Source organism: Shewanella sp. W3-18-1, from assembly GCF_000015185.1.
Taxonomy (GTDB): domain Bacteria; phylum Pseudomonadota; class Gammaproteobacteria; order Enterobacterales; family Shewanellaceae; genus Shewanella; species Shewanella putrefaciens.
This window is the reverse complement of the sequence record NC_008750.1, coordinates 1,996,606-2,023,564: the sequence shown is the minus strand read 5'-3', so window position 1 is coordinate 2,023,564 and position 26,959 is coordinate 1,996,606. Positions and strand designations below refer to the sequence as shown.

Sequence of the window (26,959 nt, the reverse complement as noted above, 5' to 3'; positions counted from 1 at the left end):
ATTTATCGTCAAAAAGTCGCTTTGAGCACAAAACCGTCCGCTTGTGTGCTCGAAAAGCTTCAGTATACTGGGTTCCCTCAGGGACCAGATGAACAAATAATAACTTCCCTATCACAAGGATAAGCAATGAAGCACTTTGAAGCGAATTTTGATGGACTCGTTGGACCAACACACAATTACGCAGGGTTATCATTTGGCAATGTCGCCTCACTCAGCAACGCTGCTTTAGTTTCTAACCCCAAAGCTGCAGCTAAACAAGGACTTCAAAAAGCCAAAGCACTGGCCGATATGGGCATAGTTCAAGGCATGTTAGCCCCTCAAGAGCGCCCAGACCTTTACACATTGCGCCGAATTGGATTTTCTGGCTCTGATGCTAATGTATTAAAACAAGCAGCAAAAGAAGCACCAATATTGCTTAATGCCTGTTGCAGCGCCTCCAGCATGTGGACGGCGAATGCGGCAACGGTTTCACCCAGTGCAGATACACGTGACGGCAAACTGCATTTCACCCCAGCAAATTTAGTCGATAAACTGCATCGCAGTATAGAGCCTTTGACAACGGGGCGCATATTAACAGCAACTTTCAGTGATCCCCACTATTTTCATCACCATAGTCACTTACCTGAGCATAATAGCTTCGGAGATGAGGGCGCCGCAAACCACACTCGCCTCTGCAAAGAGTATGGTCATGCAGGTGTTGAACTGTTTGTTTATGGACAAGAAGCCACTAATCCCAACGCGCCTAAACCGCAAAAATATCCAGCTAGACAGACTTTAGAAGCATCGATGGCTGTGGCTCGTTTACATCAGCTTGAAGACGATAATTGTGTCTTCATTCAACAAAATCCTGATGTGATTGATCAAGGCGTATTCCATAACGATGTTATCGCTGTCGGTAACCAAAATGTCCTGTTCTACCACGAGCAAGCATTTTTAAATACCCAACAGAAAATTGATGAAATTAAACGCAAGCTCGACACTGAACTGTATTTTATTGAAGTGCCAACAGCAAAAGTGACAATTCAAGATGCGGTGAAAAGTTATTTATTCAATACGCAAATTATCACTCTTGCCTCAGGCGAAATGGCCATTATTGCCCCAACAGATTGCCAAGAAAACCCTGCGGTATTTGCTTATTTAAATGAATTACTGACACTAAACACGCCGATTAAACAAGTGCTTTATTTCGATGTAAAACAAAGCATGCAAAATGGAGGGGGACCAGCATGCCTTCGTTTACGGGTTGCGATGAATGAAAAAGAAATAACGGCAGTCAATCAACATACTCTGCTCAATGATGCCTTATTCAACCGCTTAAACACTTGGATAGAAAAACATTATAGAGACAGATTAACGACCCAAGATTTAGCTGACCCACAGTTAATTATTGAATCACGCACTGCACTAGATGAACTTTCGCAAATCATGAAACTTGGCAGCGTCTACCAATTCCAGAAATAGCGTTGTGCTTTAAAACAATCCAAACAAGGTGCCAATAGCACCTTGTTTTTAGCACATCGAGCTATCTCACAAGAATAGGAATATTTAATACCTCCGTTGTTGTTCCAGCAATATCCCCTCCCTGCGCATCTTTTACACCCGGAGTGGTAACTGTGACAATTAGATTTCCTGAATCAGCTTGATCGCCACCTTTTAAGCTAACCACAAACTGACGGCCACCGTTATAATTTGTACTCGGCCATGTGTAACTCGTTGAACTTGTCACCGTCGCGCCCGTTGCTTTAAAGTTCACCACAGTTCCAGCTGGCATTTGTTGATTATTGATATCAGCGATAGTAAACATCACGGAGGCAGTGCCTTTAATCGCAATATCAATCTGCCCATTATTGGGAATAGCATCGGCAATTAAGGTATTTTCAGCACGAGTGGCAATCGCATCACTTCCTGACATCACTAATACAAGTGAGCGGCGTACGGAGATGGATGCTTGCGGACTGCATTTGACTGATGCCGCTGCGGAATTGTCACATAACACACCACTGTACTCTCCGTCGGCTAAATCAAAGACACCTTGTCCTGTCGGGTTAACTGGGTCAATAAAATCGGTAAAAGTCTCACGATCACCAGAAGTATCCGTTGAACCATTCTTTGGATATTTAGGTGTATAAATACCATCTTCATTATGATCAACAAATGCCTCAGTAAGATCATAACAATCCCCACTATTATCACGACCACAATTCGTAGGAGTTCCCACAAATAAACTAAACTCACTATCAGTATCGAGAATGTTGTTACTGTTTAAATCAGGAAATGACTCCTCACCAATGGCTGTGGCAGTAATAGTCACCCTACCGCCATAGGGCTGACCAAAATAATTTCCCAGATATGTTTTACTGGCAAAATTGGTCTCGGCTCTAAGCATTGCATTAGGATCTTGGTTCTGATTGCCATTTGCATCAAAAAGTGGTCCATTACCATCAACACCCACAGGACGAGGTTGCTGGCTTGTCCAGACCACGGAACAAACCCCTTTTTGTGTTTGGCAAGAACTCTCTATCGAACCACCCTCAGCAGTAAATACTACAGCGGTTCCATCAGGTACAGGGTTATTAAAGGCATCGGCTAGACGGGCTGTAATAGTGACCTTAGCGCCGTCATAATTCCAACCTTCAACATTAAAAACGGAAGCTGAGAGTGAAAAACTGTCTTGATCTGGTTTACCTGTGGAAACAACAAGTACATTGGATTGACTGGAAATTAATGGGTTAGTCCCATCAATACTTGCCGTAACCCTTACCGTTGTCGCAACGGTGCCGGAATTAACCACTGTTTGTACATACCCTTGATTGTTTGATGTTGCGGTGTCGGGGGTTAACGTCAATCCAGCTGAATTATTATTCAATTTAAAACTGACCGCTTTATTTGCGACTGGATTATTGTTGGTATCTAATACCCTAAAACGTAAAGTAGAAGACTCATTGATTCCAGTCCCTTTAATACCAATATGTTCGGGCGTGGCATCAACAAAAACGACACTCCCTGCACTTGCTGACAACACTGTAATGCTACCCGTCGCTGACAAGTTTTTGCCACCCACATTCGCGGTCACCGTAATATTGTCAACATCCACACATCCTTTGGCAAGATATGTACTTGTAGCCTGCCCACCCACCGCGGTCACGGGGCTACTAATTATAGCTTCAGGGCTGGCTTTATTTGAACAGGTTGAAGCAAAACGAACATCCACTGGCTCAGTAAACGCTTTCCCCTGATCATCTTGTAATGAGATTGAAATAGTTGCAGTCCCTCCTGCTGATAAGGTTAATGCACTCACATCAGCCTTACCCGAAACAAAAGGCGAGCCACTTCCCATTAACACATTGGTAGCACCCACAACAAAAACTTGCTCCCCTACCTCACCCGTACTTAATGACGCAGTTGCAGTCCCCGCACCCGGTGTACTACCTGCATATAAATTAACGCTTGCTTTACCATTGAGATCAGTAATGGCCGTCTTGACGGGCAAATCACCAATTGTGGAATCAAAAGTCACTATCGCGGTTTTAGTGAGTCCGGTCACCGTTGCCGACAATATGCCAGACGTTGTCGATGTAATGCTATTAATTGAATTTCCTGCAGCGTCGGTTAGCTTTAATGTTACTTGAGGGCCACCTCCAGCGTCACCACCATCACCTTTAGTGTTGAAAGAAATTGGAACTGAAGTGACAACACTTCCACTGATTGGTGCATATGTAGCCGTAATACTTCCAGAGCCAAGTTTATTACCTGGTAAAACATCAATAGACACTTTACCTTCAGTATTAGTAACACCACTATCAGGTGTTAAGCCTCCCTGTCCTTCTAAGTTAAATACAATTCGAGCACCTACCAGTGGACTCGCATTTTTAGTCACAGTAGTAATAAGCTTGCCAAGAGTTGCATTTGAAATAGTTGATATGGCCTGCCCATCAACATTAACCAGTTCTAATTTAATAACATACTTGTCAGCAGGCGGCGTTGTACCACCATCATCGGAAATACTGCCCCCACCACCACAGGCAACGAAGAAAAGTGAACATAATCCTACAAGAAAAACCTTATACACTGACTTCATTGTCAGGCTCCCTGTTGCTTAGATGATAATACTAACTAGATGCCTATAATCTATAGAGTAAAAACACACAAATTTCACCAAAATTATACATTTTTACATCTATTTATTTTTATAAAAAACATATTTAACATTTGGCATCATTTCATCTTCTGCATTTTCTTGTTAGGCTTGTGAACGCCAAAAAATAGAAAGTACAAAAAACATACAGGAACCCCCATGGCAACCTCGCTTAAAAATAAACTCGGTCTCACAAGCAAAATTCTGTTAGGTATGGCAAGTGGTATTCTCTTTGGACTTTTGCTTCGTAGCGCTTTCCCTGAAAGTGTGTTTGTGAAAGATTATATAACCGAAGGTTTTTTGCATGTTATCGGCACTATTTTTATCTCTAGTTTAAAAATGTTAGTGGTACCTTTAGTGTTTATCTCTCTCGTTTGTGGGACATGCTCACTCAGTGAACCATCAAAACTCGGCCGTTTAGGTGGCAAAACATTAGCCTTTTACTTATTTACAACTGCAATTGCTTTAACTATCGCAATTATCAGTGCAGTGATTGTTCATCCAGGTAACGCATCGTTAGCTACAGAAAAAATGCACTATGTCGCTAAGGATGCACCTGGATTAGCTGATGTATTAATTAGCATAGTGCCAACCAATCCGATGCAAGCAATGAGTGAAGGGAATATGCTGCAAATTATTATATTTGCAGTGATTTTCGGATTTGCTATTGCGCATATTGGTGAGCGAGGTAAGCGAGTTGCCGTATTATTTGAAGATTTAAATGAAGTGATAATGCGCGTCGTTACCTTAATTATGCAGTTAGCACCTTACGGTGTATTTGCGCTGATGGGAAAACTCGCATTAACCTTAGGTCTTGAGACTTTTGGAAGTGTCGTAAAATACTTCTTTGTAGTACTCGTTGTATTATTAGTCCATGCCTTTGTTGTCTACCCAATGTTACTCAAGCTTCTCTCGGGGCTAAACCCGCTTATCTTTATTCGCAAAATGCGCGATGTGCAGCTTTTTGCATTTTCAACGGCAAGTTCAAATGCAACCCTACCGATTACAATTGAAGCTTCTGAACACAGATTAGGTGTCGATAATAAAATAGCCTCTTTCACTCTCCCCCTTGGTGCAACCATCAATATGGATGGCACCGCAATTATGCAAGGTGTCGCCACGGTATTTATCGCCCAAGTGTTTGGAATTGAATTAACACTGACCGATTATGCCGCCGTTGTAGTCACAGCAACTCTGGCATCTATCGGCACGGCAGGAGTACCTGGTGTCGGTCTTATTATGCTGGCCATGGTTCTCAATCAAGTGGGTTTACCTGTAGAAGGTATCGCATTGATCATTGGTGTTGACCGCTTACTCGATATGGTGCGTACCGCCGTTAACGTTACCGGTGATTGTGTCGCCACTGTTGTGATAGCTAAATCTGAAGGCGAATTTAATGAAACTGTGTTTAATAACACTCAAGCAGGGAAAGTTGCACGAAGCTTTGATGAACAAGTACACCTACTGGATAATTCAAAAAACTAGCTCCTGTTTAGCATATGACTCCTAATAAAAACGCCACATCACTGTGGCGTTTTTATTTATGTGCCAGTCATGCATGATATCCATAAGTGTGAACATACGGGTAGAATGAAACTTCATTTCTCGCTACATTAGTTAAATTTTTAATTTCAGCATAATGGAGAAATAACATGTGGTGGAGAAGCATTTGGATAATTGTCGCTTATTGGTTACTGAGTGCCCATTTCCTACGATATGACCAGCTATATTTAGCAGGTGCATTTGCGCTAGCACCACTTGGCATATATCTTAAACACAGCCTCATCATACGGTTATTACAAGTCATTCTATTTGTGAGTATTTTTTCAGTTTGGGGTGTTACCGCTATTGATGCAATACAAATACGAATGGCTCACGGTACACCTTGGATAAGATTAGCGGTAATTATGGGGGCTGTAATGCTGTTTACCTTTGGTGCAATTTTCTGCTTTAACGGTATATTGCGATTAAGGAGACAAAAATCCTACTGGGGCACTTCCTCTATTCATTAACATTGCGCACTCAAATCTCTTTTTAATACATTCTATTTAGTGTTTATTTTAATCAATGATTAACCTCGGTCAGCCTAGGTTAAGTTCATCTTAGATAGGATAAGACACTATTTGGCTCCAGTGGGTATTTTGCGTAAACTGAGCCTAATTGACGTTGAGGCATAAATGTTATGAGAATTTTGGTTGTTGAAGATGATGTTATTTTATCCCACCACCTAAAAGTACAACTAAGCGATTTAGGCAATCAGGTACAAGTTGCCCTCACGGCTAAAGAAGGGTTTTATCAAGCCACGAATTACCCCATCGATGTTGCGATTGTCGACTTGGGCTTACCAGACCAAGATGGGATCAGCCTTATTCAGCAACTGCGTGACGCAGAACTCAAAGCCCCTATTCTGATCTTAACCGCACGAGTAAACTGGCAAGATAAAGTGGAAGGTCTCAATGCTGGTGCTGACGACTATTTAGTCAAACCTTTTCAAAAAGAAGAACTTGTTGCTAGGCTAGATGCTTTAGTACGCCGCAGTGCTGGATTCGTTAAACCGGTTATCACAAGTGGGGAGTTAAAACTTGATCTCGCCGCAAAACAAGTCACGCTTGCCAATGAAGTGATGGAAGTCACCGCTTTTGAATATTTAATTCTCGAATATTTAATGCGTCATTGCCATGAAGTTGTCGCTAAGCAACGTTTACTCGATGTGATTTATGGCGATAAAGAAGGAGACCCCAATACAATTGAAGTGATGGTGAGTCGTCTACGTAAAAAACTTACCCGAGATGGTATAGATAATCCTATAGTAACAATTCGTGGCCAAGGATATAAATTTAACCTGCCATGCAACTAAAATTTACCTTTAAGAAACGTCTGCTCACGCGGATGTTTCTCACCTCACTATCAATAATCACTTTAGTGGGTTTTGGCTTAGCGTGGATGGTGAATATTCTGCACGCGCAAAATAGTTACAACGAAGAAACTGCCCAACTCATTGCCGAAATACCTCAAGTCGCCGCAGAGTTAAGGGAACATGATCTCATTCCTGATACCAGCGCATGGCTCGAAGAAAATAACAAACAAGAACGCTATGTTATCGCTAGTTGTGATGACAAGTTCAAACAGGTATGGACATCATCACTCGCAGTCGATCGTGGTTTATTTGATACCTGCGAACGTTTTAATGAAATCCGTAACGATTCACCGCCCTATTATCTAACCATGGCCGATGAAAGAGGCTACTTTGTCTATTTACTCGCAGTAGAAATTGCAGGCGTACACTATAACCTGCTGGTGATGAAAGATGCCGAGAAACTTGAACAAGAATACAGTAAATTCAGTAAGCGGACTTACATGCGCTTAGCCATGGTATTGGCCTTAGCCTTAATTTTACTCGTCAGTGCTGCCTATTGGGGAATGCGCCCTCTGGTACTGATGCAAAATGAGTTGCAATCGATCAATGAAGGTAAAACTAAATCCCTATCAGAGGGTTACCCTGTTGAGTTAGAAGGGGTAACTCAAGCACTGAACCAAATGTTACAACAATCAAGTGCCCAGCAACAACGCTATCAAAATGCGATGAACGATTTAGCTCACAGCCTTAAAACTCGTCTAGCCGCTGTCCATGCCATCACTGACGATACGAGTCTAAGCAAGCAATCTGCTAATGAAAAGATTATGGAGCAAATAAGCCAGATGGATCAACTGGTTAAATATCAGCTCAAGCGCGCGATGCTCGGCCGTCAAGGACTAAAACAAGAGCATACCGCTATAGCACCACTGGTTGATCAGCTTTCGCAGATGCTATTTAAAATTTACCGCGATAAACAAGTTAACTTTACCGCCAAGATAGCACCTAACTTACAGTTTCCAGGTAACAAAGGTGATCTAATGGAACTGTGTGGAAACTTAATGGAAAATGCTTTTCGACTATGTATTAGCCAAGTACAGCTCAGTGCTCATTTTAATGCACTGGGTGAATTTGAATTAATCGTCGAAGATGATGGACCAGGTGTAGAGGAAACACTGCGGCAAAAGATAATCCAACGCGGTGTACGTGCCGATACACAATCGCCAGGTCAAGGTATTGGTTTAGCCGTATGCGATGAAATTGTTCACAGTTATGGTGGGGCACTCGATATTGAAGAAAGTCATTTGGAAGGGGCTCTTTTTAGGATCCGCATCCCAGTCTAATCTCTACATACCATGATTAAGCGTATACCGTATATAATTGCTCAGCACGGTTAAACATGACCCAAGATGTTGCAATATATTTATCATTACTGATAGGCATATTGCCACGGTGGGAATGGGTAAACCCTGCTGGCGCTATAACCATAGTGCCTTTTTTAGGACTAATTTTACGTCGTTGGTAGTAAAACTCCGTTTCTCCCCCCTCCTCAACATCATTAAGATAAAACATATAAAACACAACACGGTGTAAGGCCTCATTATGGCCACTTTGTGGAAACTGTTCTGAATGCCAGTGGGGATAACCACCTTTATTACGCTGATATTTTTGAATATTGATACTGCCACTGCGATACAAATATTTAACTAGCCCATCAACCTTAGGCAATCCCAACTGAGCAAAATTTGAGGGGGTTAAGGTCGTAGGCTTTCCCTCAGCATCACTTACTGATACCGCCACCGCCCCCATTAATGCCATAGAATACTGAGTAAAATAATCGACAACTCCTTTTAAGGTATAACTTAAAAGCTCATTTTTTAAGGGCTGCATATCGTCAAAATTATCTAAGGTTAAATCTCGGCTGATCTTCTTTTCTGGGTCAACACCATTTCCTGTTTGTCCATCGACAACACCAGTATGTTGATCAAATGCTAAAATCAGACGGTCACACAGGTCATCTGGTAACGCATTAGGGTATACTTCAATAAAGTCCATACATCCTCAATGGTGTAATTGTTTCTATACTTGCTATGCTGACATGCTAGTTAAGTAATTGTAAAGCAGCATTATTGATATTAAATAACACCATTGACTTCGCGATAACAAAAATATGAAAAAAAGCTGTAAAGTGTCAGTTCATCAACTCCAGATAGGTAACTTTGTGCGTTTGCCCGTCGCTTGGAAAGATCATCCCTTTTTATTCAGTAGCTTCCATATAAAACAAGCTGCACAAATTGAGTTAATTAAAAACCTTGGCATTGCACATGTTATCGTCGATCTAGAGCGGAGCGACGTTGAACCTTTGAGTATTGATGCCGTAAACCCGATCAAGTTGCCTCCTGCTCCAGAGATCCATGACCTTAAAAATGACATGGAACTTTACAAGGCTGAGCAAATTGAAGTGCAAAAAAAATTGCGCAGAGATATCCATAAAACAGAACAAAACTTTACTCGCTCAGTGGCGATGATGCGTAGCATGATCTCCAAACTACGTAATCGCCCACTCAACGCCGTTGATGATGCAAAGGATTTAGTCCATAGCATAGTCGAACAGCTACTCACTTCTGACAATTTGGTTCTGCACTTAATGAGTGATGCTAAGCAAGATGAAAGCATCTATTACCATTCATTAAATGTCGCCATTCTATCAATGTTGATTGCGAAAGAGATGGAATGGAGTCGCAGTGAAATTGAAGCGATTGGTTTAAGCGCCCTTTTCCACGATGTGGGTAAACTCAAAATCCCCCCGCAGATCCTTAAAAAATCAACACCTTGGTCAGCGCCCGAACTTAACTTTATTAAACAACATCCATTACTCGGAGTTGAACTACTAAAACTAGCGGAAAACTTTCCACCTAGTGCACTCCCCGCCATTACTAACCACCATGAGTTTCTTGATGGCACTGGTTACCCTAAGGGACTTAAGGAGGCAGATTTGGATCAAATGTCACAGCTTCTTGCAGTAGTAAATGAGTACGACTCACTTTGCTATCCCAACCCGCAAGATAAACCAATGATGCCATACGCGGCTCTGGGGCATTTGTATAAACAATATAAAACGAAGTTAAATCAAGAATATATTGGAAAGATAATCAAAATGCTCGGCATCTATCCCCCTGGCAGTGTAGTGGAATTATCCAGTGGTCAATATGCCATGGTGATGTCAGTTAATCTGCAAAAGCTGCTCTGTCCTAAGATTCTGGTCTACGATGCCCAAGTGCCAAAGGATCAAGCGCCAATCGTCGATCTTGAACTGGAAGGTATTAGTATTGTTCGCTGCCTTCCTCCGGCCGCTCTGCCCGAAAAAGTACATGAATATCTTAATCCCCGTGAGCGTGTCAGTTACTATTTTGGTGGCGATAGCCGTAAGTAACCTGTCATAAAAAAAGCCGAATTAACTATTCGGCTTTGTCTCAATAATCTGACCTAGTGTTATAACCAGTGTTTACGTTTAAAGAAAAAGTAAGTGCCTGCCGCACTAGCTAACATCATTACTATTGCCATTGGATAACCATACTGCCACTCAAGCTCCGGCATACTGCTAAAGTTCATTCCATAGCTACTGGCAATGAGCGTCGGAGGCAGGAATACCACTGCCGCAACCGAGAATATTTTGATGATTTTATTTTGTTGTAATCCACTAAAACCCATCGCCGCATCAAGCAAAAAGTTTAATTTATCGAAAATAAACTGGCTATGGGGCATCAGTGACTCGATATCTGACAACATTTCCCGCAGATCTTTAAGATGCTCATCGGACAATTGTCCACGGTAGTAACGCTGCATATAACGCAGTGAACGCTGAGTATCGAGCAAACTTAGACGAATTTTTCCATTGGAGTCTTCTTGCAAGGTGATCAGTTTGAACACGCTATCAAGTTGATCGTTATCAAATACTTGCTCACCGACATTTTCCAATACGGTATATACGTCTTCAATTAAATCTGAAAGGTAGTCCACTTTGAGATTAAAAAGCTCGAGGAACAACTCCTGTGGAGTAGAAACCTCAAGTCGACCTAAACGTAGGTAGTTACGTAATAAGCGGATAAGTCCTACATCTTCTTCACGGATAGTCAGCAAAAAATTGCTGCGTAAATTAAATGAGACGTTTACACCGCGGACGTCTTGGCCTACACGTTGTGGAAACAGAGAGTTGATATGAAGCCCATCGCTATTTTGATAAAAACGCGCCGACGCCTCAATCTCATTAATATCTTCTTCATCAGGGACTTCTTCAACGGAAAAATGACTTAACCATTCTCGCTCTGCATCATCAGGTTTATAAAGATCTAACCAAATGGTCGACGTGGGAATACTGTCTTGTATACTGATTTCTGCCACGGTGAGGTGACGATTTTCGTAGATATAAGCAGTAATCATTTGTCCTCCTGAAACAAAACCTAAGCGAAAAGGCCACTTAAGTGCAGGCTAAAAAATTGTCGCTAGTTTACCGCATAAGTTAGCAATGAAAAGATGCATAAGATAATTTAGTAAAATAAAGAAAAGTTAATCTTCAATGATCTCTAGGCGCTCAGCCGTAGAAAAACGAATATGTATCCCTTCCACTGTTACCATTTTTGCCTCTGAAATATCCCCCTTGCGGGCTTGATACACACCACTATGAGTCCCAGTGGGTGACACAATAGTCACAGTGACAATTTTATGCTGATCACGCCAGTACCATACACTGTAGCTTAAGGTGCTAATTCCAATCAGTACAAATAATCCCGTCATCAAATAACGCCGCCAAAAAGGTGCATAAGGCACTATCGTTAACCTCTCTTGGTAATGACTTTGGCTTTGAGAACCAACACTTCGTCCTCGCTTTAACAGCAAAAACCAAGCACCGATAACGATCAGTAGAGTGAACAGAATTTTTGTTAGCAAGGAAAACTCCCGTAAAACCATACGCAGCAGCGCATTATACGCGAGTCAAAATGGATAAACTGCCTGTAAGATCAAGCTTAAAAGGAATAGGTGACAAAAAGAAGAACGCTATCATAGGATGATTCATTACAATATCGATTAAAACGCATCAAATGCTGTTGCCATACGTTGAATATGCGCAAGGGAAACATGATGACGATTACGCTCAGCACATAATCGTTGATGCTCAGTATTCAACGGCTCGCCCACAAGTACAATGCGTACTTGATAGCCAAGCGCTTTTGCCACGGCATCATAGGCCATATATTCCCAGTGACAAAGATTAGTGTTATCGCAGATAACAATAGGCTCATTCGATACGAGAGCTTGGATAAACGCGGTTAAATTACGTTGATGGTATTCAGGCAATTTTTTCGCATCAAAACGATATTCATTACCCTGATAGAAAAATGTATCGGTTGAAAAAAGTCCATATTGACGCAGACGAAAAGCCATATCCAAAGGTAAGTTGGCAATATACTGCTCAACCCAATAAGATTTACCGCTTCCAGGCAAACCACGCATAATAATCGCGAGTTTTTGGCTCATATTGTCACCAAGTCGCTACCAATCACTTTACCTGCCAAAATGGTATCAACAAGCCTAGGCACTATATCACCCGCTTTGCCTGTAAGGTGATATTGAAATTGACTGTGTCTATCGGGAGCCATTAAATTCACTTCAACCGTCTGAGCACCATGATGATTCGCGCTATCCACAAACCCTGCTGCGGGATAGACTGTGCCAGAGGTTCCTATTGCAATAAACAGATCGCAACTATCAAGCGCATCATGAATTCGATCCATTCCTAATGGCATTTCACCAAACCAGACCACGTGGGGACGTAAACGCTGAGCCGGAATACAGCAGGTACAGCAATTATCAGGACCAAATGGCTCACGCAAAAGAAAGGTTTGACGCGAACGCGGGCACCGACCTTTAGACAATTCGCCATGCATATGCAACAACCGGCGGGAGCCTGCTCGCTCATGCAAATCATCAATATTCTGCGTTACTATCAATAATTGCCCTACAAACTGCGCTTCGAGTTTTGCTAAAGCCTGATGTGCGGGGTTTGGAGCCACTGCCCCACTATGCAATTGTTGCCAACGGCTATTATAAAATCGTTCCACTAACTCAGCATCACGCTCATAGCCTTCTGGTGTAGCAACGTCTTCAATATGATGCTCTTCCCATAAACCATCTTGATCGCGAAAGGTACGCAATCCCGATTCAGCAGAGATCCCCGCGCCAGTTAATACCACTATATGTTGGTACATGCCGATTCCTTTTATTCTCTTTATTATTCTTATTGTCACGGACTTTTATGGTCGTGAACATTATTCCTTGGTATAACCTTACAAAAACTATGCTTGAATTGTCGCAATTTATTGTAATTTCGCGTCAATTAACACAATTTATCTGCATATAAGACCAGAAAGCTAGAACAAAGGTTTAAGTTTTCAATTTCACCCCCTATAATGACAAGCTCTATCCACGGATGAACCTATTGGTTCTGCAATCAAGAGATTAGCAATGACAGATGGAAATCAAGCGCTAAAAAAAGCGGGTTTGAAAATTACCCTGCCACGAGTCAAGATCCTAGAACTGATGCAAGGACCTGAAAATCAACATATCAGTGCAGAAGACTTATACAAGAAACTGCTCGATATTGGTGAAGAAATTGGTCTTGCTACAGTCTACCGTGTGTTAAACCAATTTGATGATGCCGGCATCGTCAGTCGTCATCATTTTGAAAGCGGTAAAGCCGTATTTGAATTGTCGACTCAGCACCACCATGATCACTTAGTTTGCCTATCCTGTGGCAAAGTGATTGAGTTTTCAGATGAAGTTATCGAACGTCGTCAAGATGAAATAGCCATGAAGCATAATATTAAGCTAACTAATCACAGCTTATATCTCTATGGCCATTGCACTAATGACAACTGCGATCACAACGACGAGTAGTCAACCGTCTTTAGCCACAGTCTCTAGACTGCAGGGTGTTAAACACACGAAATCTAAAAACCAGCCGTCGGCTGGTTTTTTATTTAGAGTGATAATTATAATGTTCTGGCGTAAATATTGACCCTATGCCCCATAAATTCACTGTACTCCCGCCAAGACATACCAATGCGTTTAGCCACAGCTTCAGAGGCCACGTTTCCCTCTAAAATTAATGCTATCGTTTTATCAATCCCAAATTGTGGAAATACCTTCAGTGCAGCCTGTGCCGCTTCACTGCCAATTCCCATTCCCCAATACTCAGGAAAATAACGATAACCAATTTCAACTTCGTTAAACTCTGGAATAAACTTCGGCCCACAAAAACCAATCACTTTATTATCGGCCTTGTGCTCAACGGCCCAACGGCCAAATCCGTGTTGTTGGTAATCTGCTTGGATCACATTATGAAATAATACTTCGGCCTGCTCACGGGAAGTAAAAGCCGCTGTGGGAATGTATTTCAGCATGGCTGGATTACTATTCATCAAATACAGCGCCTCAATATCTTGCTCTGTAAATGGCCTAATAATTAAGCGTTCGGTCTGCGTTATCATCTCAACTCCCTATACCACTGCTGAAAATAAGGCGTAAAGTAACACACTTACTTTACGCCAATTGATTAGCGGTGAAAATCGCCACTACGCTCTGGTTGATATACAATCTCTTCAATACGAACCTTAACCATAGTGCCGCCAGGACCTGGCCATTCAATATCATCACCTTGTGATAATCCAAGCAATGCGCTGCCTACTGGGGCAAGAATGGAAATAGTTCCTTCGCCATTAGCATCCTTGGGATACACTAACCGTAGACAAAAAGTATCGTTACTGGATGAAACACTAAATTTAACCAACGAGTTCATTGTAACGACATTGTCAGGCATTTCGGTCGCGGGGACTATCTCTGCTCTATCAAGTTCAGCCTCTAATGCCGTTTTCCCTGGAAATGCATTCGCTGGTAGTGACTCTAATAATCGTTCTAATCTTTCCAAATCGATTTCAGAAATAATAATGTTAGGTGTATTCACAGTCTTTCCCTCATTAAAAAACCTGATGTAGTAGCCCATAGCGGTGGCAAACATCAAACCATTGCTTACCCTTTCCTTGCGATAAGCGCCATAAAAAATAACTACGCTTACAGCACTAAGCTGCAATCGTGTCGTATAAAAAAGTTAAGATTGGTTGCTGAAACAGCATTGATGCCATAAACACTAAGCTTACGGTTATAGGCTCAACTAGGACTCATTCGCGCCAAGAGACAAGCTGCCAATATCCTAGAATATGCTTTAATCTAACCCGTTAAAGATAAAATATCTAGTCTTCATGGTGTTAGCTCAATCCCATTCCCATCATTTGCTGGGTTTCATCACGTAAATGACCGCCAATAAAAAAGGCGCCTTAGGCGCCTTTTAGTGTTTAAACGGTTAGCTTACCAACCTGTTTTAGCACGTAGCGCTTTGCCGATATCCGCTAACGAGCGGACTGTGGTCACACCCGCCGCTTCTAAAGCTGCAAACTTGTCGGCAGCAGTACCTTTACCGCCAGCGATAATCGCGCCAGCATGGCCCATACGCTTACCAGCAGGTGCAGTGACACCGGCAATGTAAGAAACTACAGGCTTAGTCACGTGAGCTTTGATATAAGCCGCCGCTTCTTCTTCAGCAGTACCACCGATTTCACCGATCATCACGATGGCTTCAGTCTGTGGATCGTTTTGGAACATTTCCAATACGTCGATGAAGTTAGTACCTGGAATTGGGTCACCACCAATACCTACGCAAGTAGATTGGCCGAAACCTTCGTCAGTGGTTTGCTTAACCGCTTCGTAAGTCAAAGTACCTGAACGAGAAACGATACCCACTTTACCTTTTAAGTGGATATGACCTGGCATGATGCCGATCTTACACTCACCAGGGGTGATAACACCTGGGCAGTTAGGACCGATCATACGAACGCCAGTTTCTTCAAGCTTCACTTTCACTTGTAGCATATCCAGTGTAGGAATGCCTTCAGTGATACAAACGATAAGCTCGATGCCACCATCGATTGCTTCAAGAATAGCGTCTTTACAGAAAGGTGCTGGAACATAGATAACAGAAGCTGTTGCGCCAGTTGCTGCAACCGCGTCTTTCACTGTGTTAAACACTGGTAGGCCTAAATGTTCAGTCCCACCTTTACCAGGAGACACACCACCGACCATTTGCGTACCGTAATCGATAGCTTGCTGTGAATGGAATGTACCTTGACCACCGGTAAAGCCTTGGCAAATTACCTTGGTATCTTTATTGATTAAGACAGACATTATTTGCCCTCCGCAGCTTTAACTACTCGTTCAGCCGCATCAGTCAGACTGGTAGCTGCAATGATATCAAGACCAGATTTTGCCAGAACTTCACGGCCTAATTCAGCGTTAGTACCTTCTAAACGCACCACAACTGGAACCTTAACGCCCACTTCTTTAACGGCGCCAATAATACCTTCAGCGATCATGTCACAACGTACGATACCGCCGAAAATGTTAACCAGAACCGCTTTCACATTGCTATCAGACAGAATGATTTTAAACGCTTCAGCAACACGTTCTTTAGTCGCACCGCCGCCTACGTCGAGGAAGTTTGCTGGCTTGCCACCGTGCAGGTTAACGATGTCCATCGTACCCATAGCAAGCCCTGCACCGTTCACCATACAGCCAACGTTACCGTCTAATGCTACGTAGTTCAGTTCGAACATCGCTGCGTGGGCTTCACGGGCGTCATCCTGTGATGGGTCGTGCATTGCTTTAACTTTTGGCTGACGGAACAGTGCGTTACCATCGATACCAATTTTACCGTCTAGGCAGTGCAGGTTACCTTCAGTGGTGATAACCAGTGGGTTGATTTCAAGTAGCGCAAAATCGTGATCAACGAACATCGTCGCCAGACCCATAAAGATCTTAGTGAACTGTTTCATTTGAGTTGGATTCAAACCCAGTTTGAAGCCAAGATCACGGGCTTGATATGGCTGTGGGCCTGTTAGCGGATCGATAATCGCTTTGTGAATGAGTTCTGGCGTTTCTTCTGCCACTTTCTCAATTTCAACACCACCTTCAGTTGACGCCATAAACACGACGCGGCGTGTGCTACGGTCAACGACTGCGCCTAAGTACAGTTCGTTAGCGATGTCGGTGCAGCTTTCTACTAAAATTTTAGCAACGGGCTGACCTTTCTCATCTGTTTGATAAGTCACCAGATTTTTGCCTAACCAGTGTTCGGCAAAGGCTCTGATTTCTTCTTTATCGCCAGTGACTTTAACGCCACCCGCTTTACCGCGGCCGCCAGCGTGTACTTGACACTTAACAACCCATAAATTTCCGCCAATACGGCCTGCCGCTTCTACAGCTTCTTGGGCTGTATCACATGCAAAACCTTCTGACACTGGTAAACCATATTCGGCAAATAGGGATTTTGCCTGATACTCATGCAAATTCATGATGATCTATCCGTATACTTCTAATCAAATCCAACTGGCCCTTAGGGCCAGTCACGAGGGTATGTCTGGCTTTTTCTTATAGATCGAGCAGCAGACGTGTTGGGTCTTCTAGGAAGTCTTTAATCGCAACCAAGAAACCAACAGACTCACGGCCATCAACAATACGATGGTCATATGAGAGTGCTAGGTACATCATGGGCAGGATTTCAACCTGACCATTGACTGCCATTGGACGATCTTTAATGGCATGCATGCCTAAAATCGCACTTTGTGGCAGGTTAAGGATCGGTGTAGACATCAGTGAACCGAAAACGCCGCCGTTAGTCACGGTGAAGTTACCACCAGTCATATCGGCAACCGTCAGTTTGCCATCACGGCCTTTGATAGCGAGATCGCGTACTGCTTTTTCAATTTCAGCAAGACTCATAGTATCTGTGTCACGTAAGACAGGTGTTACCAGACCACGTGGTGTTGATACAGCAATGCTAATATCGAAATAATTGTGATAAACAATATCATCACCATCGATTGATGCGTTCACTTCTGGGAAGCGTTTCAGGGCTTCTGTCACTGCTTTCACATAGAAAGACATAAAACCTAAACGGATGCCGTGGCGCTTTTCAAAGATATCTTGGTACTGCTTACGGATATCCATGATGGGCTTCATGTTCACTTCGTTGAACGTCGTGAGCATAGCGGTAGAGTTTTTCGCTTCTAATAGACGGTTAGCGATAGTTTTACGTAAACGTGTCATAGGTACACGTTTCTCACTACGGCCTTCTGCTAATGGCGCGACGGCAGGTGCTGCAGGAGCCGCTGCTTTGGGCGCCCCTTTTGATGCAGAGCTAACAAAAGCTTCAACGTCTTCTTTAGTGATACGACCGCCTACACCTGTACCTTTCACTTTGCTAGCATCAACATTGTGCTCTGCCAGTAAACGGCGTACAGATGGACTTAACGCATCATTACTTTCATCACTTGTTTCAGCAACCGGTGCTGCCGCTTCAGCTTGGGCTTTAGTGACTTCTTGACCAGCAACAGCCCCCGCGATGAACTTAGCAATCACTTGTTCACCAAGTACGGTATCGCCCTCTTGGAACAGAAACTCACCAATGTGGCCATCTTCAGGCGCAACCACTTCGAGTACAACTTTATCTGTTTCAATATCAACAAGATTTTGATCACGAGAAACATGCTCACCCACTTTAACGTGCCAAGTGGCAATCGTAGCATCGGCAACAGATTCTGGTAGTACGGGTACCTTGATTTCGATACTCATGAAAAACGATCCTTTTATAAAATGTCTATTACTACAGTTTCAATGCACTGTTCACTAAAGATTCTTGCTGATGTGCGTGCAACTCAGGGTAACCACATGCGGGTGCAGCCGAGGCTTCACGACCAGCATAGGTTAACTGTGCACCAGCAGGAATCGCGGCCCAGAAGTGATGTTGACTAGAATACCAAGCACCTTGGTTTTGCGGTTCTTCCTGACACCAAACGAAATCTTTCACATGTTGAAAATCAGCCAAAGCAACGATCATTTCATCATGTGGGAACGGATATAACTGCTCGACACGGATAAGCGCTACATTAGTGATATTTTCTTTACGGCGTTTTTCCAGTAGTTCAAAGTAAACTTTACCGCTACAGAACACAACGCGATCAACCTTGCTCGCTTCCAACGTATCGATTTCACCGATCACGTTCTGGAAACTCCCATTGGCTAACTCTTCCATGCTTGAAATCGCTAATGGATGACGTAGCAATGACTTAGGTGACATCACCACCAAAGGACGACGCATAGGACGCACCACCTGACGGCGCAACATATGGTAAACCTGTGCTGGTGTTGACGGTATACACACTTGCATATTGTGGTTAGCACACATCTGCAAGAAACGCTCTAAACGGGCGCTTGAATGCTCAGGGCCTTGACCTTCATAGCCGTGGGGTAACAACATAGTCAGACCACATAAACGGCCCCACTTCTGCTCACCGGATGACAAGAACTGATCGATAACTACTTGTGCACAGTTAGCAAAGTCACCAAACTGCGCTTCCCAAATCGTTAAACCACCGGGTTCTGCTGTGGCATAACCATACTCAAACGCCAATACAGAGGCTTCAGATAATACTGAGTCAGTAATATCAATTGGGCCTTGTTCATCAGCAATATTGCGCAATGGCATGTAAGTCGTGCCATCGTTTTGATTGTGCAGCACAGCGTGACGATGGAAGAAAGTGCCGCGGCCTGAGTCTTGACCTGTGATACGTACGCGCTGCTTATCCTCCAAAATAGAAGCATAAGCTAAGGTTTCTGCAAAGCCCCAATCGAGTGGCTTCTCACCTTTTGCCATTGCAACACGGTCGCTATAAATCTTAGCCACACGAGATTGCAAAGAATGACTCTCAGGAACATAACTCAACTTATCAGCAAGGCGTTGCAAGCGTTCCATTGACATAGAGGCTTGATATGCTTCATCCCACTCACGGCCAATATGAGGTGTCCAGTCAACAGAATGCAACGTCATTGGACGCCATTCTTTTACGACACAATCACCCTGATCTAACGCGTCACGATAGTTGTTAACCATACCTGTCACGTCATCGGCAGCGATGGTATTTTCAGCAATCAATTTATCAGCATAGATCTTACGTGGTGTAGGGTGTTTCTTAATTTTGGCATACATCAACGGCTGAGTCGCACTTGGCTCATCCGCTTCGTTATGACCATGACGGCGATAACAGACTAATTCAACCACAACATCACGTTTAAATTCATTACGAAAATCAACGGCCAACTGGGACACAAAAGCAACCGCTTCAGGATCATCAGAGTTAACGTGGAAAATAGGAGCCTGCACCATCTTAGCAATATCGGTACAGTATTCAGTCGAGCGGACATCCGCATGATTAGAAGTGGTGAAACCAACTTGGTTGTTTACCACAATACGGATACTGCCACCCACTTTAAAGCCACGGGTTTGAGACATGTTAAATGTCTCTTGTACTATACCTTGACCAGTAATTGCGGAGTCACCGTGGATAGTAATTGGCATAACCTGTAGGCCATCCTTACAACCACGACGGTCTTGGCGCGCACGCACAGATCCCATCACCACTGGATTAACGATTTCAAGGTGCGATGGGTTAAAGGCCAGTGCTAAATGCACATTGCCACCCGGAGTTTCAAAATCAGACGAGAAACCTTGGTGGTATTTTACGTCACCGGATCCTAAGTTATCGTTATGCTTACCCGCAAACTCATCAAACAAATCAGCAGGACGTTTACCGAGTATATTCACTAACAGGTTTAGACGTCCGCGGTGAGCCATACCCACAACGATCTCTTTAGTGCCTGCCTCACCTGCGCGATAAATAATTTCACGCATCATAGGCACTAACGCATCACCACCTTCTAAGGAAAAACGTTTTGCGCCAGGGAATTTAGCGCCTAAGTATTTTTCAATACCTTCTGCCGCATTTAATCCTTCAAGGATCCGAGTTTTAACACTCTTATCGTAGTTGGCTCTACCTAAGGACGGCTCAAGACGCTGTTGGATCCAACGCTTTTCATCGGTATCGGTAATGTGCATATATTCAGCACCGATAGAACCGCAATAGGTGGCTTTCAGTGCTTTTACTAGATCCGCCAGCTTCATGGTTTCGCCACCATGAGCAAAAGAACCGGTATTGAATTCGCGCTCCATGTCTTCTTTAGTCAAACCATGGAAGGCGGGATCTAAATCGGCAACAGGTTCACGTTTCCACAGTTCAAGGGGATCAAGGTTAGCACCTTGGTGGCCACGGAAACGATAGGCGTTAATTAACTGTAGGACTTTAACTTGTTTAGCGTCCATTTCAGGATCGGTCACACGAGCAAAACTCTTATGACGCCCTTCTAGGGCTAAACTGCGAAAATAATCACGTACTTTTGAGTGAGCAGCTTCAGGCGCATCTTTAGCAGCACCGTTCACCGGAGGGAGATTATCAAATACCGCACGCCAATCGTCAGAGACTGACTGTGGGTCCTCTTGATAGGCTTCATACATCTCTTCTACGTAGGTCGAATTTGCACCACTTAAGTGAGATGATTCGAGCCAGGCTTTCATGATGCCTTGGTGCATTTCTATTCCTTTCAAACTTTATACACGTGCTTAGCCATAGTATTAAATATGCAGTCTTTAGAGATTACCTTCGACGCATAATTTCTGCCGCCCCTAGATATCCAGATATACGGCGCGTTGTCTTCCATTACATACGCAAAAGAGCCACCTTCTAAACTCAGAAAGTGACTCTTTCAAGAGCTATATTATTATTGGTTTTAGCTCGGGTTCTCGCATTACACTGCTCGCTTCAACAGCATGGACTTAATATGACCAATTGCTTTAGTCGGATTAAGACCTTTTGGACACACATCAACGCAGTTCATGATGCCGTGGCAACGGAACACGCTATAGGCGTCGTCCAGCTCAGATAAACGCTCTTCTGTAGCTGTATCGCGACTGTCGATCAAGAAACGGTATGCATGGAGCAAACCGCTAGGACCGATAAACTTATCAGGGTTCCACCAGAATGATGGACAAGCCGTAGAACAGCATGCACACATGATACATTCGTACAACCCGTCTAAATGAGCACGCTCTTCAGGGGATTGTAAATGTTCACGGGCAGGCATTTTCTCATCATTGATGAGATAAGGCTTGATCTTCTCATACTGCTTATAGAACTGAGTAAGATCAACCACTAAGTCACGCACAACAGGCATACCTGGTAACGGACGGATCTCCAATTTCTTACCTTTAAAGGTTGAAATCGGGGTAATACACGCCAGACCATTTTTACCATTCATGTTCACGCCATCGCTACCACACACACCTTCACGGCATGAGCGGCGGAATGATAGCGTCGGATCTTGCTCTTTTAACTTGATCAGTGCATCAAGCACCATCATGTCTGAGCCATCTGCCACTTCTATGCTGTAATCCTGCATGTATGGTTTAGTATCTACATCAGGATTGTAACGATAAACTGCAAATTCCAATTTCATCTTTGCAACTCCTAGTAGGTACGCTTCTTCGGTGGGAATGCTTCACGTAACTTAGGTGCCATATTCACAGCACGACGGTCCATGGTCTCTGTCACAGGGTCAAACAAGCTGTGGCATAACCAATTTTCATCGTCACGCTCTAAATAATCTTCACGCGAATGAGCGCCGCGGCTCTCAGTACGGAAGTTGGCAGCATAAGCAGTCGCAATCGCCGTCGCCATTAAGTTATCTAACTCTAAACATTCAATACGTTGCGTGTTGAATTCACGGGAGTTATCTGACAACTTAGCATTTTCTAACCGCTTACGAATCGCTTTTAACTGCTCTAAGCCTTCAGCCATAGCATCACCACGGCGGAATACAGAGAAGTTTAATTGCATGCAAAGTTGTAAATCCTTACGGATTTGCGCTGGATCTTCACCATCTTTGTTGTTTTCCCAACGGTTCAGACGTGCAAGTGACGCTTGAATATCCGCATCGGTCGCATCTTTAGGATCGGCTGTCTCATCGAGCGCCTTACCTAAATGTTGTCCCGCTGCACGACCAAATACCACTAAGTCAAGCAGTGAGTTGCCACCTAAACGGTTAGCACCGTGTACAGATACACAGGCAATCTCACCTACCGCGAATAAACCGATAACATCCTGTTCAGTGCCGTCTTCATGCTTACGAATCACTTGACCGCTAACCTTAGTTGGCAGACCGCCCATCATATAGTGACACGTTGGTAATACTGGGATTGGGCCATCGGCCGGATCGATATGGGCAAAGGTACGAGACAATTCACACACGCCTGGTAAACGTGCTTCTAATGTTTCTTTACCTAAGTGATCAAGCTTCAGTAAACAGTGTGGACCTAATGGACCATCTAAACCACGGCCTTCACGGATTTCAGTCATCATAGAACGTGCTACTACGTCGCGTGATGCTAAATCCTTCGCGTTGGGCGCATAACGCTCCATAAAACGCTCGCCGTCTTTATTTAGAAGATATCCACCTTCTCCACGACAACCTTCAGTCACAAGTACACCCGCGCCGGCGATGCCCGTTGGGTGGAATTGCCACATTTCCATATCTTGCATTTGTACGCCAGCACGCATTGCCATACCGACACCGTCACCGGTGTTAATATGTGCGTTTGTTGTAGACGCATAAATACGACCTGCACCACCCGTTGCTAAAACGGTGGCTTTGGCTTTGAAGTAAACGATATCGCCTGTTTCGATTTCAATCGCGGTACAGCCTACGATAGCACCATCAGCGTTCTTCACTAAATCTAAGGCATACCACTCAGAGAAGACTTGCGTTTTGTGTTTAACGTTTTGCTGATACAAACAATGCAGTAAAGCATGACCTGTACGGTCGGCAGCTGCCGCCGTACGCGCCGCCTGCTCACCACCAAAGTTCTTAGATTGACCGCCGAAAGGACGTTGATAAATCTTACCATTTTCAAAACGAGAGAAAGGCAACCCCATATGCTCAAGTTCAATAATGGCTTCTGGACCAGTTTGACACATAAATTCGATAGCATCTTGGTCGCCGATAAAATCGGAACCTTTAACGGTATCGTACATATGTTGTTCCCAGTGATCTTCATGGGCATTACCTAACGCAACGGTAATACCTCCCTGTGCAGACACAGTATGAGAACGTGTTGGGAAAACTTTTGATAAAAGCGCACAGCTTTTACCTTCTTTAGAAATCTGCAGAGCTGCGCGCATACCCGCACCGCCCGCTCCTATCACTACTGCATCAAATTCGCGTACTGGAATACTCACTTAGACACCCCACACAATAACAATGCCAGCCGCCAGATAACAAAAGACGGTAACGACAAAGGTGAACTGTAAAACACCACGTAACGACGTGCACTTAACGTAATCGGTCAATACTTGCCATACACCAATCCATGCATGTACTAACAATGCGACTAACGCTAAAAGAGTGAATACTTTCATCGGCAGAGCGCTAAACAGGCCATGCCAAACGTCGTAGGTGAGAGGGGAACTACATGCAATAAAGCCAACCAAGAAAATAGTATAACAGGCGAGGATCACTGCACTAGCGCGTAGTAAAATAAAGTCATGAACACCACTGCGTCCAAAACTTGCTGCATTGGTTACCATACCCAGATCCCCGCTACAATTGAAAAGGCTACCGTTAGCACGAAAACAGCTTTCGCTGAGGCGGTACCCGAAGCCAACTCTTCCCAACGACCGGTATCCATTACTAAGTGACGTAAACCACCGAATAAATGATAGGCCAATGCGGTCATAATGCCCCATAGGATAAACTTCATAATGAAGTTATCAAATAGAGATTGTACGCTAGCAAAACTTTCAGCGGAGGCTAAAGAAGAATTTAGCAACCAAATCAGAATGCCAACAGCGAACAGCATGATGACACCGGATACACGGTGAAGAATTGACGCAATCGCTGTTGCAGGAAAGCGAATGGTCTGCAGATCTAAATGGACAGGTCTTTGCTTTTTCACGTTCTGCTCACTCAGCTCCATTGAGCATTTTTTTTGTTATGTGAACCGCTTTTGTACAAACTTTAAACTGGGAGATAAATCACGGCAAAAGTAAACACAAAAGCAAAGTTTAAACAAACAGTTAACTATTTGAACACACACTCATTTAACATGTAAAAAATGGGTGCTTTATAATCATTGTTTGCAGCCCTTATTGGGCGGAGGCAAGTATACTCGCGGCAAATGTCAAATACAAACATCACAGAATGCAAATTATGTTTTTTTAATAACTTTTTCGCGTAAGTACCAGTCGTAGCAAGGAAAGTAACCGCTTTTATACCATGGTCTAACAAATTTAAACGCTTATTTAAATTGAAATGTGATCTAGAATGGCTGTAAAGTAATGGCGGTTTGACATGCCGCACTCACAGATAAAAATGAAGTAAGGAGAACGGGGTATGGCTGATTTAAGAGCCAAATTAGAATTACCAGGGAACGACTCGATAGAATTGCCAGTAAAGCAGGGATCCGCTGGTTTTGATGTAATCGATATCAGTAAACTTGGCAGCAAAGGTTACTTTACCTTTGATCCAGGTTTTCTCGCGACAGCCTCCTGTGAATCTGCAATAACCTATATCGATGGCGATCAGGGTATATTGTTACACCGTGGCTATCCAATTGAGCAACTCGCCGTTGACTCCGATTACCTAGACCTGTGTTATCTGTTGCTTTACGGTGAACTGCCGACGAAAGCGCAATATGCTGAGTTTGTACATACAGTAAAAACCCACACTATGGTCCATGAGCAGCTAGCCTTCTTCTTTAGAGGCTTCCGTCGTGATGCTCATCCTATGGCGATGTTATGTGGTGTGACTGGTGCATTGTCTGCATTTTACCAAGACTCACTCGATGTCAACGATCCTCGCCACCGCGAAATCGCCGCTTATCGCCTAGTCTCCAAAATGCCAACGATTGCTGCTATGTGCTACAAGTATTCTTCAGGCCAACCATTCGTTTACCCACGTAATGACTTGAGCTATGCAGGCAACTTCTTAAGCATGATGTTTGCAGTGCCGTGTGAAGAGTACAAAGTAAATCCAATTGTTGAACGCGCTATGGACAGGATCTTCATTTTACATGCCGATCATGAACAAAATGCATCAACCTCAACCGTACGTTTAGCCGGTTCTTCAGGTGCCAACCCATTTGCCTGTATTGCAGCGGGTATTGCTTCACTGTGGGGTCCTGCACACGGCGGTGCCAACGAAGCTTGTTTACAAATGTTAGAAGAAATCGGTTCTGTAGACCGTATTCCTGAATTCATTGAACGCGCGAAAGACAAGAATGATCCATTCCGTCTGATGGGCTTTGGACACCGTGTTTACAAAAACTTTGACCCACGTGCCAAAGTGATGCGTGAAACCTGTCATGAAGTGTTAAAAGAGCTAAAAGTACAAGATCCACTGTTAGATGTAGCAATGGAACTTGAACGTATTGCCCTTGAGGATGAATACTTTATTTCTAAAAAGCTGTATCCAAACGTCGATTTCTACTCTGGCATCATCATGAAAGCCATTGGTATTCCGACCAGTATGTTCACTGTGCTGTTCGCACTGGCCCGTACTGTAGGCTGGATTGCCCACTGGAAAGAAATGTTAGATCAACCCGGTCATAAGATCAGCCGTCCACGTCAATTGTACACTGGCGAAGTCGCACGCGATTTTGTTGACTTAGACAAACGCTAAGCATTGATGCTGAAGTCTAGTCCTGAAATAAGTTGATTCTTATTTCTACCTAAAAAGCGCCTTTATGGCGCTTTTTTCATGTCAAAGACACTATCCAAGTCACTCTGTCATTAATTGTTACAATGACATCCTTGAATAATCGCTATTAACCGCATTTAGTTATTCTCATCACTTTTTAAACTTTTTAGCTACATTTAGTAAAATCAATCAATTCAAAACAAGCATATAAAATCATAACC

24 protein-coding genes are annotated in these 26,959 nt (G+C 43.5%); 8 read left to right on the top strand and 16 right to left on the bottom strand.

Going from position 1 to position 26,959, the window contains the following annotated elements:
- The first annotated feature begins 126 nt into the window (after positions 1-126).
- Positions 127-1,461, top strand: coding sequence for an N-succinylarginine dihydrolase (gene astB, locus SPUTW3181_RS09170; protein WP_011789091.1), 1,335 nt, complete (start codon positions 127-129; stop codon positions 1,459-1,461).
- Between the two features lie 61 nt (positions 1,462-1,522).
- On the opposite strand, the gene SPUTW3181_RS09165 is transcribed toward astB, so the two are convergent.
- Positions 1,523-4,078, bottom strand: a complete 2,556-nt coding sequence (locus tag SPUTW3181_RS09165; RefSeq protein ID WP_011789090.1) for an Ig-like domain-containing protein — start codon at positions 4,076-4,078, stop codon at positions 1,523-1,525.
- 216 nt (positions 4,079-4,294) lie between these two features.
- Here SPUTW3181_RS09165 and SPUTW3181_RS09160 point away from each other — a divergent pair, with 216 nt between their 5' ends.
- The 4 genes from SPUTW3181_RS09160 to SPUTW3181_RS09145 all read left to right on the top strand — a co-directional run bounded on the left by SPUTW3181_RS09160 (position 4,295) and on the right by SPUTW3181_RS09145 (position 8,332).
- Entirely contained in the window at positions 4,295-5,620 is a 1,326-nt protein-coding gene (locus tag SPUTW3181_RS09160; protein WP_011789089.1) for a dicarboxylate/amino acid:cation symporter, read from the top strand.
- 167 nt (positions 5,621-5,787) lie between these two features.
- Positions 5,788-6,147, top strand: a complete 360-nt coding sequence (locus SPUTW3181_RS09155; RefSeq protein ID WP_011789088.1) for a hypothetical protein — start codon at positions 5,788-5,790, stop codon at positions 6,145-6,147.
- A gap of 170 nt (positions 6,148-6,317) precedes the next feature.
- Positions 6,318-6,992: a response regulator gene (locus SPUTW3181_RS09150; RefSeq protein WP_011789087.1), complete on the top strand. Its 675-nt coding sequence runs from the start codon at positions 6,318-6,320 to the stop codon at positions 6,990-6,992.
- Positions 6,983-8,332 carry a sensor histidine kinase gene (locus SPUTW3181_RS09145; protein ID WP_011789086.1) on the top strand — a complete coding sequence of 450 codons (1,350 nt, stop codon included), beginning with the start codon at positions 6,983-6,985 and terminating at the stop codon, positions 8,330-8,332. Before SPUTW3181_RS09150 ends, SPUTW3181_RS09145 begins: the two co-directional genes overlap by 10 nt.
- Positions 8,333-8,348: 16 nt before the next feature.
- On the opposite strand, the gene SPUTW3181_RS09140 is transcribed toward SPUTW3181_RS09145, so the two are convergent.
- Positions 8,349-9,044: a 2OG-Fe(II) oxygenase gene (locus SPUTW3181_RS09140; protein ID WP_011789085.1), complete on the bottom strand. Its 696-nt coding sequence runs from the start codon at positions 9,042-9,044 to the stop codon at positions 8,349-8,351.
- Between the two features lie 115 nt (positions 9,045-9,159).
- Here SPUTW3181_RS09140 and SPUTW3181_RS09135 point away from each other — a divergent pair, with 115 nt between their 5' ends.
- Positions 9,160-10,422, top strand: coding sequence for an HD-GYP domain-containing protein (locus SPUTW3181_RS09135; protein ID WP_011789084.1), 1,263 nt, complete (start codon positions 9,160-9,162; stop codon positions 10,420-10,422).
- 59 nt (positions 10,423-10,481) lie between these two features.
- Here the strand turns inward: SPUTW3181_RS09135 and corA are convergent, their stop codons facing one another.
- The 4 genes from corA to cobB form a co-directional block, all read right to left on the bottom strand.
- Positions 10,482-11,429 (bottom strand): magnesium/cobalt transporter CorA, encoded by a 948-nt coding sequence (corA, locus tag SPUTW3181_RS09130; RefSeq protein ID WP_011789083.1) that lies wholly within the window; start codon positions 11,427-11,429, stop codon positions 10,482-10,484.
- 126 nt (positions 11,430-11,555) lie between these two features.
- A complete protein-coding gene (locus SPUTW3181_RS09125; protein WP_014610730.1) occupies positions 11,556-11,936 on the bottom strand; it encodes a hypothetical protein in 381 nt (126 codons plus the stop codon).
- A gap of 138 nt (positions 11,937-12,074) precedes the next feature.
- Positions 12,075-12,524, bottom strand: coding sequence for an ATP-binding protein (locus SPUTW3181_RS09120; protein ID WP_011789081.1), 450 nt, complete (start codon positions 12,522-12,524; stop codon positions 12,075-12,077).
- Positions 12,521-13,255: a Sir2 family NAD+-dependent deacetylase gene (gene cobB, locus SPUTW3181_RS09115; RefSeq protein WP_011789080.1), complete on the bottom strand. Its 735-nt coding sequence runs from the start codon at positions 13,253-13,255 to the stop codon at positions 12,521-12,523. Before cobB ends, SPUTW3181_RS09120 begins: the two co-directional genes overlap by 4 nt.
- 256 nt (positions 13,256-13,511) lie before the next feature.
- Between cobB and fur the strand changes: the two genes are divergently transcribed.
- On the top strand, positions 13,512-13,943 hold the full coding sequence (gene fur, locus SPUTW3181_RS09110) for a ferric iron uptake transcriptional regulator (RefSeq protein ID WP_011789079.1): 432 nt from the start codon (positions 13,512-13,514) through the stop codon (positions 13,941-13,943).
- Between the two features lie 95 nt (positions 13,944-14,038).
- Here the strand turns inward: fur and SPUTW3181_RS09105 are convergent, their stop codons facing one another.
- The 10 genes from SPUTW3181_RS09105 to sdhC all read right to left on the bottom strand — a co-directional run bounded on the left by SPUTW3181_RS09105 (position 14,039) and on the right by sdhC (position 25,017).
- On the bottom strand, positions 14,039-14,536 hold the full coding sequence (locus tag SPUTW3181_RS09105) for a GNAT family N-acetyltransferase (RefSeq protein ID WP_011789078.1): 498 nt from the start codon (positions 14,534-14,536) through the stop codon (positions 14,039-14,041).
- Between the two features lie 65 nt (positions 14,537-14,601).
- The gene (gene rnk / locus SPUTW3181_RS09100) at positions 14,602-15,009 is read right to left on the bottom strand and encodes a nucleoside diphosphate kinase regulator (protein ID WP_011789077.1); all 408 of its coding nucleotides are present in this window, start codon (positions 15,007-15,009) and stop codon (positions 14,602-14,604) included.
- Between the two features lie 401 nt (positions 15,010-15,410).
- Positions 15,411-16,283, bottom strand: coding sequence for a succinate--CoA ligase subunit alpha (gene sucD, locus SPUTW3181_RS09095; protein ID WP_011789076.1), 873 nt, complete (start codon positions 16,281-16,283; stop codon positions 15,411-15,413).
- Positions 16,283-17,449 (bottom strand): ADP-forming succinate--CoA ligase subunit beta, encoded by a 1,167-nt coding sequence (gene sucC / locus SPUTW3181_RS09090; RefSeq protein WP_011789075.1) that lies wholly within the window; start codon positions 17,447-17,449, stop codon positions 16,283-16,285. Before sucC ends, sucD begins: the two co-directional genes overlap by 1 nt.
- 76 nt (positions 17,450-17,525) lie before the next feature.
- Entirely contained in the window at positions 17,526-18,728 is a 1,203-nt protein-coding gene (odhB, locus tag SPUTW3181_RS09085; protein ID WP_011789074.1) for a 2-oxoglutarate dehydrogenase complex dihydrolipoyllysine-residue succinyltransferase, read from the bottom strand.
- A 31-nt stretch (positions 18,729-18,759) separates the two neighbouring features.
- A complete protein-coding gene (gene sucA, locus SPUTW3181_RS09080; protein WP_011789073.1) occupies positions 18,760-21,579 on the bottom strand; it encodes a 2-oxoglutarate dehydrogenase E1 component in 2,820 nt (939 codons plus the stop codon).
- A gap of 215 nt (positions 21,580-21,794) precedes the next feature.
- Positions 21,795-22,502, bottom strand: a complete 708-nt coding sequence (locus tag SPUTW3181_RS09075) for a succinate dehydrogenase iron-sulfur subunit (protein WP_011789072.1) — start codon at positions 22,500-22,502, stop codon at positions 21,795-21,797.
- An 11-nt stretch (positions 22,503-22,513) separates the two neighbouring features.
- Positions 22,514-24,280, bottom strand: coding sequence for a succinate dehydrogenase flavoprotein subunit (gene sdhA, locus SPUTW3181_RS09070; protein WP_011789071.1), 1,767 nt, complete (start codon positions 24,278-24,280; stop codon positions 22,514-22,516).
- Positions 24,281-24,628 (bottom strand): succinate dehydrogenase, hydrophobic membrane anchor protein, encoded by a 348-nt coding sequence (sdhD, locus tag SPUTW3181_RS09065; protein ID WP_011789070.1) that lies wholly within the window; start codon positions 24,626-24,628, stop codon positions 24,281-24,283. It lies immediately after the preceding gene.
- On the bottom strand, positions 24,622-25,017 hold the full coding sequence (gene sdhC, locus SPUTW3181_RS09060) for a succinate dehydrogenase cytochrome b556 subunit (RefSeq protein ID WP_011789069.1): 396 nt from the start codon (positions 25,015-25,017) through the stop codon (positions 24,622-24,624). Before sdhC ends, sdhD begins: the two co-directional genes overlap by 7 nt.
- Positions 25,018-25,433: 416 nt before the next feature.
- On the opposite strand from sdhC, the gene SPUTW3181_RS09055 reads away from it, so the two are divergent.
- Positions 25,434-26,720: a citrate synthase gene (locus tag SPUTW3181_RS09055; RefSeq protein WP_011789068.1), complete on the top strand. Its 1,287-nt coding sequence runs from the start codon at positions 25,434-25,436 to the stop codon at positions 26,718-26,720.
- The last annotated feature ends 239 nt before the right edge of the window (positions 26,721-26,959 follow it).

Excerpts from the sequence above, each read along its gene's own strand:
- astB (WP_011789091.1), top strand. The coding sequence starts at position 127 with ATGAAGCACTTTGAAGCGAATTTTGATGGACTCGTTGGACCAACACAC.
- SPUTW3181_RS09165 (WP_011789090.1), bottom strand. The coding sequence starts at position 4,078 with ATGAAGTCAGTGTATAAGGTTTTTCTTGTAGGATTATGTTCACTTTTC.
- SPUTW3181_RS09160 (WP_011789089.1), top strand. The coding sequence starts at position 4,295 with ATGGCAACCTCGCTTAAAAATAAACTCGGTCTCACAAGCAAAATTCTG.
- SPUTW3181_RS09155 (WP_011789088.1), top strand. The coding sequence starts at position 5,788 with ATGTGGTGGAGAAGCATTTGGATAATTGTCGCTTATTGGTTACTGAGT.
- SPUTW3181_RS09150 (WP_011789087.1), top strand. The coding sequence starts at position 6,318 with ATGAGAATTTTGGTTGTTGAAGATGATGTTATTTTATCCCACCACCTA.
- SPUTW3181_RS09145 (WP_011789086.1), top strand. The coding sequence starts at position 6,983 with ATGCAACTAAAATTTACCTTTAAGAAACGTCTGCTCACGCGGATGTTT.
- SPUTW3181_RS09140 (WP_011789085.1), bottom strand. The coding sequence starts at position 9,044 with ATGGACTTTATTGAAGTATACCCTAATGCGTTACCAGATGACCTGTGT.
- SPUTW3181_RS09135 (WP_011789084.1), top strand. The coding sequence starts at position 9,160 with ATGAAAAAAAGCTGTAAAGTGTCAGTTCATCAACTCCAGATAGGTAAC.
- corA (WP_011789083.1), bottom strand. The coding sequence starts at position 11,429 with ATGATTACTGCTTATATCTACGAAAATCGTCACCTCACCGTGGCAGAA.
- SPUTW3181_RS09120 (WP_011789081.1), bottom strand. The coding sequence starts at position 12,524 with ATGAGCCAAAAACTCGCGATTATTATGCGTGGTTTGCCTGGAAGCGGT.
- cobB (WP_011789080.1), bottom strand. The coding sequence starts at position 13,255 with ATGTACCAACATATAGTGGTATTAACTGGCGCGGGGATCTCTGCTGAA.
- fur (WP_011789079.1), top strand. The coding sequence starts at position 13,512 with ATGACAGATGGAAATCAAGCGCTAAAAAAAGCGGGTTTGAAAATTACC.
- SPUTW3181_RS09105 (WP_011789078.1), bottom strand. The coding sequence starts at position 14,536 with ATGATAACGCAGACCGAACGCTTAATTATTAGGCCATTTACAGAGCAA.
- sucD (WP_011789076.1), bottom strand. The coding sequence starts at position 16,283 with ATGTCTGTCTTAATCAATAAAGATACCAAGGTAATTTGCCAAGGCTTT.
- sucC (WP_011789075.1), bottom strand. The coding sequence starts at position 17,449 with ATGAATTTGCATGAGTATCAGGCAAAATCCCTATTTGCCGAATATGGT.
- odhB (WP_011789074.1), bottom strand. The coding sequence starts at position 18,728 with ATGAGTATCGAAATCAAGGTACCCGTACTACCAGAATCTGTTGCCGAT.
- sucA (WP_011789073.1), bottom strand. The coding sequence starts at position 21,579 with ATGCACCAAGGCATCATGAAAGCCTGGCTCGAATCATCTCACTTAAGT.
- SPUTW3181_RS09075 (WP_011789072.1), bottom strand. The coding sequence starts at position 22,502 with ATGAAATTGGAATTTGCAGTTTATCGTTACAATCCTGATGTAGATACT.
- sdhD (WP_011789070.1), bottom strand. The coding sequence starts at position 24,628 with ATGGTAACCAATGCAGCAAGTTTTGGACGCAGTGGTGTTCATGACTTT.
- sdhC (WP_011789069.1), bottom strand. The coding sequence starts at position 25,017 with ATGGAGCTGAGTGAGCAGAACGTGAAAAAGCAAAGACCTGTCCATTTA.
- SPUTW3181_RS09055 (WP_011789068.1), top strand. The coding sequence starts at position 25,434 with ATGGCTGATTTAAGAGCCAAATTAGAATTACCAGGGAACGACTCGATA.